Raw genomic sequence first — 11,698 nt, 5'->3', positions numbered from 1 at the left:
ATATTAATATTTCAATAACTTAGTTTTAAAAATTTATAATATGAAATTCAACGTTCAAAAAATAAATGCTGTATTTTCCATTTTTATGCTATTAATATTTTTTGTAGCTGCTATTAATTTAGATGAACACTTATCGTCTTTTGTTCAAAAAAATTTCACTTTTCTATTGATCATTTTCTTATTTAGTATCTCACTCATGCTATATGATTTATTATCAATGATCAAAGCTAAGAAGGATCAGGAGTTTTCTTTTTCAAATAAAAATAAAGAATTAATCAATAAACTAACAAAGCTTTCTTATGAAGAGAAAAACATCTTATCTTTATTTATGAATGACAAAGTTCAAGAAAAAGCATTAAATCCAAATGATCAAGCAGTAGTTTGGCTAGAAACAATTAAATTTATTTTTAATACAGGTAAAACAGAAGGAAATAAAAAAATTTTTAGAATAGAACCCACTCTATCAAAACATCTTCTACAAAATCCAAATAGTTTATATTGAAGAAATACCCAATAAATATTGGACTTTTATATTTTAGTACCCGCCTTCAAACTGAATGACTTCGGCATCTGCTTTATATTTAGCCAACAACTCACGCAGCGAAGTCATCAACACACTGGTATCTACCCCAACTGCCACAAATTCTGTGCCTAAATCCAAATACTTTTGTGTCACTTCATGTTGGGTCGATAAAATCCCTGCTGCTTTGCCTGCTGCACGAATCCGTTGAATCGCATCGACCACAGCGGCTTGTACTTCTGGATGGTTCGGATTGCCTTCATAACCCATCGTGGCAGATAAATCCACCGCACCAATAAACACCCCATCAATCCCATCGACTTGTAAAATAGCATCCAGATTTTCTAAACCTGTGACCGATTCAATTTGAATGAGCAAACAAATATTTTCATGCGCTGTCGCGTAATAATTTGGAATACTGTTCCAGCGAGTTGCACGTGCTAAAGCTGCGCCTACGCCGCGAATACCTTCAGGTGGATAACGTACCGCTTTGACCATCAACTCAGCGTGTTCAACGCTTTCAACCATAGGAATCAGCAAAGTTTGTACGCCAATATCCAACAGTTGTTTAATGAGTTGCACACTGCCAATCGGCGGGCGCACCACCGCTTGAGAGGGATAAGCCGCAATACTTTGTAATTGTGACAAAGTGGTTCTTAAATCACTCGGTGCATGTTCCCCATCAATTAAAAGCCAGTCATAGCCTGCATTGGCGGCAATTTCAGTGCCATACGCATCTGCTAAACCTACCCATAAGCCAATTTGCTGCTGAGTTTTTAATTTACGCTTAAAATAATTGATATATTCCATCCATACACCTTTGGGATGCACCATGCTCAAGTTTATATTTAACGCCTATTTGCTATAAACAACCAATAGTGAAAACGTCTTGCATGATTGAATTTAACACTAAGTTTAAAGATGTTTATGTCGTGCTCATCTCATCTTAACCGCATAAATAGCACATGGATTCATTCCGTTAGCATAGCGAGGCATGTTAAGCTTTTGGCGCACACCTGCCCCAAATATAGTCTTTAAATGGAGATGATTCATGGATTTGCTCAACGTTGCACAAACTCGTTATACGACCAAAGCCTATGATGCGAGTCGCACTATTCCTGCAGAACAATTTGAGCGTTTATTAGAAATTCTGCGTTTAGCACCATCTTCCATTAATATTCAGCCGTGGCATTTTTTTATTGCAGATCGCCCTGAAGCCAAACAACGTATTGCTAAAGCTTTAGTTGGAAAGTACGCCTATAACGCCCCTAAAGTTTTAGATGCTTCGCATACCATTTTATTTTGCACCAAAGCTGACATTAGCGAATTACATTTAGAAAACCTGCTTAATCAGGATGCTGCTAGTGGACGCTTTAAAGATGAAGCCGCTAAACAAGGTCAGAAAGACAGCCGCACAGGTTATGTCGATTACTACCGCAATGAAAAAGGCGATATTCAGCGTTGGGCAGAAAATCAAACCTTTATTGCACTCGGACAAATGCTTTTGGCTGCAGGCATTGAAGGAATTGACGCAACGCCAATTGGTGGTTTTGATGAAGCAATTTTAACTCAAGAACTGCAACTAACTGAGCAAGGACTGATTCCTTCGGTTTTATTGTGTTTAGGCTATCGTAGTGAACAAGATTTTAATGCCAAACTGCCAAAATCACGCCTTGATAAACGCGAGATTTTCACGCAACTGTAAAACAAACATGCGATAACACTAGGGACAAAATTTGTCCCTATTTTTTGGTCTGAATTTTGCTTTATCTATATTTGCAATCTGTACTCAATCTCTATCAAAAATAAAAATGAGGTGTATGATGCTCAATTTAATGCCGCTAAAACTAGAATGCCGACGTTGTAAAAAACTGTATTTATATCAAGCCAAACCAAGCTATCCAACCCTGCGCTGCCCGATCTGCGATAGAACCACAATGCTGCATGGTCTTGCAGAAACTGCAGATTTATTGCGACATCCTTTTCGCTTTATGTTGAGTTATCTTAAACCGTCATGGCATAAGCGAGGCAAAGCACGCTAAGCAATGCCAAGCCTAGCCCAATAGTGGTCGTGCTTTTCAGCTTTTCTTTAAAGAACAATACTCCACTGATCACGCCAAATAGCACCACTAAAATATTCATCCCTGCAAATACCACTGCAGGGCTGTCTTTGAGCAGCATGTGAGCTTTGACATACAAGGCAATATTGGCAAAATTCAGTGCACCCAAAATTAAACCTGCACTGATATTTTGCATACTGCCCATGCTTTTATCGCGGATTAAGATATAAGCCATCGCCAAAACAAAAGCACATACAAACATCAAATTCAGCGCAACTGCAAATTGCAGTCCTAAACCTGTGCTGTATTTAAGCAAAACATCAATCAGTGCATAACCCAGCCAAACACAGCTCAAATATAAGATGCCTTGTTGCGCTTTAGCAGACTGCCCTGCAGCACGATGCGAATACAAAATACATAAGACTGCGATAATCCCAAGTGCGATTCCCACAATTTTCAGTTGGCTAAAATTTTCCTGAAAAATAAAATAAGCGGCTGCTAAAGACAAAACCACTGACAAACGCTGTGCAATTTCAGTTTTTAAAATACCTGCGCTGTCCAACGATTTTGCTAATGCTAAAAAGACACTGGGCAACAACACACCCAAACTAATAATGAGCCACCACGGCGTATGTTGGATTGAGATCGTGCCCAAGTTGGGTTTAAACCAGTAAAAACACAACACACTGGCACTGACATAATTCCATGTAATCATCTGCATGGGGTTAAAACCCTGCGTTTTGCAGACTTTTAATAAAATAGAGACCAGTACACTACAAAAGGCTGCGGCTACAATCAGTTCCATGACACGCTCGAAGATTGCTTTTCAATTATTAGGGTCTGTTGACAATTCGTCTATGTTTGCGACTGCGCATATTTTTTAGCTGATATAAGGCATGAGGCAGGAAGTTTAGTCATTCTAAATAGCTGACTCATAACGCAATAGCAGCAAAAAATATGCTTGTCCTGAAAGGCTGTGGCTAAAACTTTCTCAGATTGCGTTATGAAACTTGGCAATAGTCTCGCTATTCCCTGCGTTTCATGCCTGATCTGCTCAGTTTTAGCCTACAGCGCAAGCCATTTATGAAGTGCCAACAGACCCTCTTTTTTGTTCTTGATTGGAAGTTGCGGATTCATCAGTAAAAAGCCCACAAGGACTGTGGGCTTTCGAGTTCTTAATCAAATTAAGAATTACTTATAGCGTTCAACCATTTTCTCTAAAGAAATTGGGCGAATTTTGTCTGCATTACCTGCAGTACCAAATGCTTCATAACGGTCTATACAAATTTGTTTCATTGCATCTACAGTTTTTGCGAAGAATTTACGTGGGTCAAATTCGCTTGGTTGTTCTGCCATCATACGGCGCATTGCACCAGTAGAAGCTAAACGTAAATCTGTATCGATGTTGATTTTACGCACACCATGCTTAATTGCTTCAACCAATTGCTCAACAGGTACACCATAAGTTTCTTTGATGTCACCGCCGTATTGGTTAATCACCGCCAACCATTCTTGTGGTACAGAGCTAGAGCCGTGCATTACAAGGTGTGTATTTGGCAACGCAGCATGAATTTCTTTAATACGGTCAATTGCAAGAATATCGCCTGTAGGTGGACGAGTAAACTTGTATGCACCGTGCGAAGTACCAACAGCAATCGCTAAAGCATCCACATTAGTATCTGCAACGAAGCTACGTGCTTCTTCAACAGATGTTAACAATTGAGAGTGGTCAAGTACGCCTTCTGCGCCCACGCCATCTTCTTCACCTGCCATACCTGTTTCAAGACTACCTAAACAGCCAATCTCACCTTCAACCGATACACCACACGCATGCGCCATTTGCACAGTACGACGCGTCACTTCGACGTTGTATTCATACGACGTTGGTGTTTTACCATCTTCACCCAAAGAACCATCCATCATTACTGATGAAAAGCCTAGTTGGATCGAACGCTGACATACATCAGGACTTGTACCATGGTCTTGGTGCATAACCACTGGAATATGTGGCCACTCTTCAATTGCAGCCAAAATCAGGTGACGCAAGAATGGCGCACCTGCATATTTACGCGCACCTGCCGAAGCTTGAACAATTACAGGTGAATTGGTTGCATCTGCGGCTAACATAATTGCGCGCATTTGTTCTAAGTTGTTGACGTTAAACGCTGGAACGCCGTAAGCATGTTCACCGGCATGATCCAAGAGCTGGCGCAATGAAATAAGAGCCATAATATCCTCCCAAATAATGTTGGTTATTCTACCCTGTGATTTGTTTCAATTCAGCAACAAATCACCTTTTTCAAAAAAAAGTCCCTGCAAAAGCAGGGACTTTTAAACAAATTACTACAATTTGTCGTTTTTCAGCACTCATTGCGCTTCAGAAGCAGCAACTTCTGTGTCTGCAGTCGCAACGTCAGCAGGTGCATTTGCAACGTCTTCAGGAATATCGGTGTTGCCTTCATCCAAGATTGGTTGGTCAATTGCGTCGATTGCAGCTTGTTGTTCTGGTGTAACTTGAGCGTTATCTACAACTGCAGAAGATGCATCAGTTTCAGTCGCAGGTGCGCTTTCTTTTTTTGCACAAGCAGTCAAGGCTAAAGATGCAGCAATTAAAGCAGCAAGTGTTAGTTTTTGAATCATCGTCATTTCCTACAGTTAGGTCATTCATTTACTACAGTTTATTGCATATTTATGACATTTTGATGACTACGGCATGACATAAATATAAAAAAGTTGACCGAAGTCAACCTTTTTAAAAATTATTGATAAATTTTCTAGATTTAAGCGCGTTCTAATAATACCGCAACTGCAGGTAAGGTTTTACCTTCTACAAATTCAAGGAATGCACCTCCACCTGTAGAGATATAGCCGATTTTGTCTGCAACTTCATACTTGTCAATTGCAGCTAAAGTGTCACCACCGCCTGCAATAGAGAAACCTGCAGATTCTGCAATCGCCAATGAAAGTGCTTTCGTACCTTCACCAAATTGATCAACTTCAAATACACCCACTGGGCCATTCCAAAGAATTGTTTTTGAAGTTTTTAAAATTTCAGCAAATGCTTTTGCAGTTTCTGGGCCTACGTCTAAAATCATATCGTTGTCTGCAACATCTTCAACTTTTTTCACAGTTGCTTTCGCTGCTGCCAATGAACCCAAGAAATCTTCAAAATTAATTTCAGCGGCATCTGCAACTACAACATCGGTTGGCAGTGGTACAGAAACTTTTGCGGCAATTGCTTTGGCAGTGTCAATCAAATCATTTTCACATAATGATTTGCCCACGTTATAGCCTGCTGCAGCAAGGAAAGTATTGGCAATACCACCGCCTACAATTAATTGATCGCAAATATCAGACAATGAAGTCAATACATCTAACTTAGTCGATACTTTAGAACCTGCAACAATCGCCACCATTGGTTTTTCAGGTGTTTTTAAGGCACGACCCAAAGCATCTAATTCCGCAGCCAATAATGGGCCTGCTGCTGCCACTGGTGCTAAACGTGCAACGCCTTCAGTAGAGGCTTCTGCACGGTGCGCGGTACCAAATGCATCCATCACAAATACATCACACAATGCTGCATATTTAGCGGCAAGTTCTGGGTTGTTTTTCTTTTCACCGTGGTTAAAACGGCAGTTTTCCAATAAAACGACTTGACCAGGAGCAACGTCTACACCATCTAAATAGTCAGTGATCAGTTGAACATCTTGACCTAATGCTTGGGTTAAATACGCAGCTACAGGTGCTAAAGATTGTTCAGCTTTTGGCTCACCTTCAACAGGACGACCTAAGTGAGAATACACCATCACTGCTGCACCTTTGGCAACAGCAGCTTGAATCGTTGGCAATGCCGCACGTAAACGTGCATCGCTGGTGATCACACCATTTTTAACAGGTACGTTTAAATCTTCACGAATAAGGACACGCTTACCTGCTAAATCGAGGTCAGTCATACGCTGAAAGTTCATGTATAGCTCACTTTATTGATATCAAAACGCCACGATTTTAAATGATTATGCAGAAAAAGGTTAGCAACTTTTGTAGAATTGCTGTTTAAAGCAAAAGTTTTGATTATGATAGAGAAAAGCCACCATCTTTCTCGCACTTATGTCTATTCATCCCGATCCAAATATCAATCGTTTAAATGTTTTGGGCGAACCTCTCGCCAGTTGTTGCTTTGATCCTATTACTGGATATTTTCGTAACGGTTTTTGTCATACCGCCCCAACCGATTTAGGTCAGCACACCGTTTGTGCACAAATGACCTCTGATTTTTTAAATTTCTCGCAAAAAATTGGCAATGATTTAATCACGCCAGTACCAGAAGTTGGTTTTAACGGCTTACAACCGGGTGATTTCTGGTGTATTTGCGTCACCCGTTGGGTTGAAGCCTATCAGGCAGGTCAAGCACCACCAATTAAAATTCAAGCCTGTCATCAGTCAGTATTGTCTTATGTGCCTTTAGATATTTTGATGGATTATGCGGTGTGATGATCTGATGCAACATCCTGAAATTATTTTAGCGTCTGGCAGTCAAACTCGTCAGCAATTGATGAATCGTCTGCATTTGGCGTATAAGTCAATTTCACCTGATATTGATGAATCTGCACAGGGTGAATTGCATGCAGATAATTTGGCGCGACGCTTGGCTTTTGAAAAAGCACACTGTATTGCGCAGCAATATCCTGATGCAATTGTGATTGGTTCAGATCAAGTGGCATGGCGTGAACAGCAGCCAGATATTTTTATAGGTAAACCGCTCACTTCAGAAAAAGCTATACAACAATTACAAGCCAATTCAGGTCAAACGGTTTATTTCAGCACTGCGCTGAGTGTGCAGCAGCAATCTACAGGCTTTGAACAAACGGTTGTAGAACACTACACAGTTCAATTCCGCAGCTTAACTGACAATGAAATTGCACGATATGTTGCAAAGGAACAACCGCTACACTGTGCAGGTAGTTTTATGTGCGAAGGTTTAGGTATTAGTCTGTTTGAAGCCATGCAAGGCAATGACCAAACTACCTTGATGGGTCTGCCGATGATTCAGTTATGCCGCATGTTAAGAATGCTGAATATTCAGGTTCCTTAAGTTTAAAACTGTGTAATTTAACAGCCGTGAATATTTATAAAGACTATAAATCACCTTGCCCTTTGCAGCGACAAATCAGACAATATTGAGATTATTGATAAAACTTGCTTAGGCTATTTTATGTCGCAACCTTTAGATGTTTTGGGCGGAATTACCGCAGAACAATTCCTAAGTGAATATTGGCAAAAAAAACCACTTTTGGTACGCAATGCACTCCCAGAAATTGCCAACCTACTTGAACCTAGTGACGTGATGGAACTGGCTCTCGAAGAAGATGTGACTGCCCGTTTAATCAAACAAAAAGATCGTGATCCAAATCAATGGACTGTGAAATCATCACCGCTCATTAAGGCTGATTTTCAAAAAATGCCAAAGTTGTGGACGCTATTGGTACAAGCCGTTGATCATTACTCTTTTGATCTCGCTGAACTTTGGAAAAAATTTCCTTTTATTCCGCAATGGCGACGTGATGACATAATGGTGTCTTATGCCCCTAAAGGCGGCTCTGTAGGTCAGCATTTTGATTTCTACGATGTGTTTTTGCTACAAGGCTATGGATATCGTCGTTGGCAACTTGGGCAAATGTGTGATGCTGAAACTGAATTTGTCGCAGGACAACCGTTAAAATTATTGCCTGAAATGCAGGTCAATTTTGATGAAGTTCTTGCACCTGGCGATTTACTCTATGTGCCACCGGGTTTGGCACATTATGGCGTGGCGGAAGATGATTGTCTGACGTTCTCGTTCGGTTTCCGCATGCCGAATATTAGTGAAATGATGGATCGAGTGAGCGATAAATTCTCTGCCGATGAAATGTTACGCACGCCACTACAAGACCTTGTTCGTAAAAAAAGTACCCAAATTGGCGAAATGACTGCGACAGAATTGGATTATCTGAAAGCAGAATTGTGGGCGCGTTTACAAAACTCATCGGTGTTGGATGATGCGATTTTAAGCTTAATGTCTGAACCGAAATATCCTGAAAATATTCCTGAAGTAGATGAAATAGGTGTAGGCGATTTAGAAGATGCGCTAGATCAGGGTTATCAAATCATGTTGGAACCCGCCTCTCGCCTACTTTATGCAAATCAGCTAGATGAAGTTTTATTTTGGGCGAATGGTGAAGCGATTTGTGTCGCAGAAGCATCTATCCCTACGCTGCAAAAAATTGCCAATGGTGAACGCGTGCTGCTCGATGAAAACCTTTACGACGCAAATATTTTGGAAGATTTGGTACAACTGCTCAATGAATCCATTTTAATGTTGTTACCTGCTGAAGACGCTTAAAATATTCGTTTCAGCCCCCTCAAGATGATCAATTCATCTTGGGGAATTTAGATAAGCGGGATCTAAAGTTAAAACTGCCTGAATTAACGTATAGCCAGGTGTCGAATTTAATTTTAATTGCCCTCCAACCCGTTCTAAACGCATTTTCATACTGCGCATCCCAATACTCATGCCATGTTCAAGCACGCTATTGGCTTCAAAACCTACACCATCATCCTGAATTTTAAGTACCAATTGCTTAGGCGGTACAAATTGCATACTGACGGATACATGCTTGGCTTGGCTGTGTTTAATCACATTGGTTAAACTTTCTTCTAATACCCGCATCAAAGTTAAGCACTGTAACGAATTCGGCTCAATCACCCATTCATTTGGAAAATCCCACTTGGAATGAATATCCATTTCATCCATCAATTGACTAAAACGATGACGTACTGGCGCAACCCAAATTTTAGGATTTTCAGGCACTTTAGAACCAATGGAAGAACCACTATCAATAATTTGACGTAAATCATCACGCAGTAATTTCAGCATAGATAAGAACTGCTGATTACTCATGTTCTGTTCGCTTTGGTCGACCATAATCATGGAACGTACCAAAGATGCACCCAAACCATCATGCAAATCATGCGATAGATGAATCCGCTCTTGCAAACGCACATTTTCCAATTCTAAATAATGCTTTTCTGACATACTGCGTTTTAAATCATTACTGACTTCAAAAACTTTAAGCTCTAAATCTTGATTAAATTTCTCAATTTTTTGAATATTTCTTTTTAGGCGCATGCCTAAAATAATCGCAATAAATAAAGTAATTACTGGCGAGGTATACGGTGATAATGGCTGATATAAACTTGCCGTTGCCGCATTACTTAAACGAAATACATCTACACCCGCAAAAAAGCCAATCAAGGTTAAACAAAATAGCAGCAGATATACTTCTGTTTTTGGGGATTTATACGCTAAATACGCCAAATAAAAATAAACCACGACTAGTAAGCTGGCATAACTTAAAAAGACAATCCCAAATACCAGTTTGACATAATCTAAGGGTGTTAAAAACACACAAACGATTACCGCTAAACTCAGAATAAAAATACTTTCTTCCAATATTGGCAAGCGTTGATTGACAAACCTAATTAAATACAGACTAAAAGCTAAAACATAGAGGATAAAAAAGCTTAAATTGGCTTGAGATGCCACCAATACACTTGGGTATGGAAAGGTTTCTGTGGTTAAAAAATGAGAAATAAATAATAACCAGAACATGCAACTCAACGCGAACCAACCAAAACTCTGATCACGGCGTAAAAACAGCCAAATAACCAAACATAAAATGCCTAAAGTGGCAGATAAAATCGCATTAATTTCAAATAAAGTACGTTTATTCCATATACTTTGCTGGTGCTGTTCAATATTGTTATGCACATTATTAAAACTTATTTTTCCTATACCCGCATTTTGAAATGCATATCCATTTACATAGACCAATATTTGATTTTTACCTTGTTTTAAGCCTGAAATAGGTAAAATCCAGTAACGTGGCATATTCCAGTTTTTTGACAAAGGCTCTTCTAAATGTTGACTTGCCCAAAGTAAATCTTGATTCAGATAAACTGCCCCTGCACTATTTAAAAAATTCAGTGCAAAAACGATGGGTTGATTTAAACGATGATCACGCTCACAAAACCACTCCCACTCTATTTTGTACCACGCCCCACCATTATAATTTTTCCAGCGATCATCCCAAACGTCGGGCAGTTGAACATTTTCCCAACCCGTTTCAGGTTTTTTATTATGTGATGCTGTTTTGGCAGAGCTGATTGAAAGTACATGCACATTGCAGTACTGATTAATTGGGTACACTACTTGCTGCGCATAGCTTTGCCACGCACAGAACAATAACAACACGCCAAAACCACACTGCCAAAGCCTTTGAATCATAAAAGACCTAAAGTTCTAGCGGTACTGACAGCCTTAGTGCGTTTAGTGACCGACAACTTCCGATAGATATGTTTAATATGACTTTCAACGGTATAACGCGACACAAATAATTGCTCAGCAATTTCACGGTTACTTAAGCCCTGCGCCACCAGATTTAAAATTTCTAATTCACGATTGGTGAGCTGTTCATAATGTGAGTTGAATGCTTGAGCATCGGCGCGATCTGATAAATCTTCGGTCAGCACGGGTACTTTTTGATGTGAAATTTGCGATAAAATTTCACGGGCGATAAATGGGTCTATCGGTGCACCACCTCTTAAAATGCTGCGTATTGCGATAATAATTTGAGCATCATCACGTTCTTTAAGCACATAGCCTGTTGCACCTGCTTGAATTGCAGAAAATAAGCTGTCTTGGGTGCTCCATGCAGAAATCACCAAAATTAATGCGCTTGGATCTCTAAAATGTAATTGTTCGATTAGTTCTTTACCATTGCCATCGGGCAAGCCTAAATCGACTAAAGCTAAAGCAATCGGATGATCTTCTATACACGTCATTGCAGCTTTAAGATGACTCACGAAAAATAGCATGTCATCTTGATAGCCAATATCATGCAAAATTTTTCTAAGACGTGACTGAATAATAGGCTCATCTTCAACAATTAAAACCGGTACGGGTAATATCGCTTCCATTTCTGCCATCATTCATCCCCTTGATTATGTTTGTAAATATATCAATCGTTTTGATGTAAACACTATCCCTAGAATTAAGGAGTTTTTCAAATTTAGCTTATTT

At 39.7% G+C, this 11,698-nt stretch carries 13 protein-coding genes; 6 read left to right on the top strand and 7 right to left on the bottom strand.

Annotated elements, in window-relative coordinates; genetic code table 11:
* The first annotated feature begins 40 nt into the window (after positions 1–40).
* Positions 41–502 carry a super-infection exclusion protein B gene (locus VF675_RS12670; RefSeq protein ID WP_004973307.1) on the top strand — a complete coding sequence of 154 codons (462 nt, stop codon included), beginning with the start codon at positions 41–43 and terminating at the stop codon, positions 500–502.
* 33 nt (positions 503–535) lie between these two features.
* On the opposite strand, the gene hpaI is transcribed toward VF675_RS12670, so the two are convergent.
* On the bottom strand, positions 536–1,330 hold the full coding sequence (hpaI, locus tag VF675_RS12665) for a 4-hydroxy-2-oxoheptanedioate aldolase (protein ID WP_004973305.1): 795 nt from the start codon (positions 1,328–1,330) through the stop codon (positions 536–538).
* Positions 1,331–1,571: 241 nt separating this feature from the next.
* On the opposite strand from hpaI, the gene nfsB reads away from it, so the two are divergent.
* A complete protein-coding gene (nfsB, locus tag VF675_RS12660) occupies positions 1,572–2,225 on the top strand; it encodes an oxygen-insensitive NAD(P)H nitroreductase (protein WP_004973304.1) in 654 nt (217 codons plus the stop codon).
* Positions 2,226–2,340: 115 nt separating this feature from the next.
* Positions 2,341–2,562 carry a hypothetical protein gene (locus tag VF675_RS12655; protein WP_440205313.1) on the top strand — a complete coding sequence of 74 codons (222 nt, stop codon included), beginning with the start codon at positions 2,341–2,343 and terminating at the stop codon, positions 2,560–2,562.
* Here VF675_RS12655 and VF675_RS12650 read toward each other — a convergent pair.
* The 4 genes from VF675_RS12650 to VF675_RS12635 form a co-directional block, all read right to left on the bottom strand.
* On the bottom strand, positions 2,525–3,385 hold the full coding sequence (locus tag VF675_RS12650) for a DMT family transporter (protein ID WP_178865732.1): 861 nt from the start codon (positions 3,383–3,385) through the stop codon (positions 2,525–2,527). The two genes, VF675_RS12655 and VF675_RS12650, sit on opposite strands and share 38 nt — an antisense overlap.
* Before the next feature lie 386 nt (positions 3,386–3,771).
* Positions 3,772–4,809: a class II fructose-bisphosphate aldolase gene (gene fba, locus VF675_RS12645; protein ID WP_004973298.1), complete on the bottom strand. Its 1,038-nt coding sequence runs from the start codon at positions 4,807–4,809 to the stop codon at positions 3,772–3,774.
* 138 nt (positions 4,810–4,947) lie between these two features.
* Complete coding sequence (locus tag VF675_RS12640; protein WP_131260911.1) at positions 4,948–5,220, bottom strand: hypothetical protein; 273 nt, start codon at positions 5,218–5,220, stop codon at positions 4,948–4,950.
* A 140-nt stretch (positions 5,221–5,360) separates the two neighbouring features.
* Complete coding sequence (locus VF675_RS12635) at positions 5,361–6,548, bottom strand: phosphoglycerate kinase (RefSeq protein ID WP_004973295.1); 1,188 nt, start codon at positions 6,546–6,548, stop codon at positions 5,361–5,363.
* A 139-nt stretch (positions 6,549–6,687) separates the two neighbouring features.
* Here VF675_RS12635 and VF675_RS12630 point away from each other — a divergent pair, with 139 nt between their 5' ends.
* The 3 genes from VF675_RS12630 to VF675_RS12620 all read left to right on the top strand — a co-directional run bounded on the left by VF675_RS12630 (position 6,688) and on the right by VF675_RS12620 (position 8,959).
* Positions 6,688–7,071, top strand: a complete 384-nt coding sequence (locus tag VF675_RS12630; RefSeq protein WP_136144481.1) for a DUF2237 family protein — start codon at positions 6,688–6,690, stop codon at positions 7,069–7,071.
* 7 nt (positions 7,072–7,078) lie between these two features.
* Entirely contained in the window at positions 7,079–7,672 is a 594-nt protein-coding gene (locus VF675_RS12625) for a Maf family protein (RefSeq protein WP_440205314.1), read from the top strand.
* A 120-nt stretch (positions 7,673–7,792) separates the two neighbouring features.
* Positions 7,793–8,959 carry a ribosomal protein uL16 3-hydroxylase gene (locus VF675_RS12620; protein ID WP_178865734.1) on the top strand — a complete coding sequence of 389 codons (1,167 nt, stop codon included), beginning with the start codon at positions 7,793–7,795 and terminating at the stop codon, positions 8,957–8,959.
* A 33-nt stretch (positions 8,960–8,992) separates the two neighbouring features.
* On the opposite strand, the gene VF675_RS12615 is transcribed toward VF675_RS12620, so the two are convergent.
* Positions 8,993–10,903, bottom strand: coding sequence for an ATP-binding protein (locus tag VF675_RS12615; protein WP_440205312.1), 1,911 nt, complete (start codon positions 10,901–10,903; stop codon positions 8,993–8,995).
* A complete protein-coding gene (locus tag VF675_RS12610; RefSeq protein ID WP_440205311.1) occupies positions 10,900–11,604 on the bottom strand; it encodes a LuxR C-terminal-related transcriptional regulator in 705 nt (234 codons plus the stop codon). Before VF675_RS12610 ends, VF675_RS12615 begins: the two co-directional genes overlap by 4 nt.
* Positions 11,605–11,698 lie beyond the last annotated feature (94 nt).

This window comes from Acinetobacter sp. Lyrl_1 (assembly GCF_051948795.1).
GTDB lineage: Bacteria > Pseudomonadota > Gammaproteobacteria > Pseudomonadales > Moraxellaceae > Acinetobacter > Acinetobacter towneri.
The sequence above is the reverse complement of the archived record's forward strand: the minus strand, read 5'-3'. Positions and strand labels throughout refer to the sequence as shown.

Excerpts from the sequence above, each read along its gene's own strand:
- VF675_RS12670 (WP_004973307.1), top strand. The coding sequence starts at position 41 with ATGAAATTCAACGTTCAAAAAATAAATGCTGTATTTTCCATTTTTATG.
- hpaI (WP_004973305.1), bottom strand. The coding sequence starts at position 1,330 with ATGGAATATATCAATTATTTTAAGCGTAAATTAAAAACTCAGCAGCAA.
- nfsB (WP_004973304.1), top strand. The coding sequence starts at position 1,572 with ATGGATTTGCTCAACGTTGCACAAACTCGTTATACGACCAAAGCCTAT.
- VF675_RS12655 (WP_440205313.1), top strand. The coding sequence starts at position 2,341 with ATGATGCTCAATTTAATGCCGCTAAAACTAGAATGCCGACGTTGTAAA.
- VF675_RS12650 (WP_178865732.1), bottom strand. The coding sequence starts at position 3,385 with ATGGAACTGATTGTAGCCGCAGCCTTTTGTAGTGTACTGGTCTCTATT.
- fba (WP_004973298.1), bottom strand. The coding sequence starts at position 4,809 with ATGGCTCTTATTTCATTGCGCCAGCTCTTGGATCATGCCGGTGAACAT.
- VF675_RS12640 (WP_131260911.1), bottom strand. The coding sequence starts at position 5,220 with ATGATTCAAAAACTAACACTTGCTGCTTTAATTGCTGCATCTTTAGCC.
- VF675_RS12635 (WP_004973295.1), bottom strand. The coding sequence starts at position 6,548 with ATGAACTTTCAGCGTATGACTGACCTCGATTTAGCAGGTAAGCGTGTC.
- VF675_RS12630 (WP_136144481.1), top strand. The coding sequence starts at position 6,688 with ATGTCTATTCATCCCGATCCAAATATCAATCGTTTAAATGTTTTGGGC.
- VF675_RS12625 (WP_440205314.1), top strand. The coding sequence starts at position 7,079 with ATGCAACATCCTGAAATTATTTTAGCGTCTGGCAGTCAAACTCGTCAG.
- VF675_RS12620 (WP_178865734.1), top strand. The coding sequence starts at position 7,793 with ATGTCGCAACCTTTAGATGTTTTGGGCGGAATTACCGCAGAACAATTC.
- VF675_RS12615 (WP_440205312.1), bottom strand. The coding sequence starts at position 10,903 with ATGATTCAAAGGCTTTGGCAGTGTGGTTTTGGCGTGTTGTTATTGTTC.
- VF675_RS12610 (WP_440205311.1), bottom strand. The coding sequence starts at position 11,604 with ATGGCAGAAATGGAAGCGATATTACCCGTACCGGTTTTAATTGTTGAA.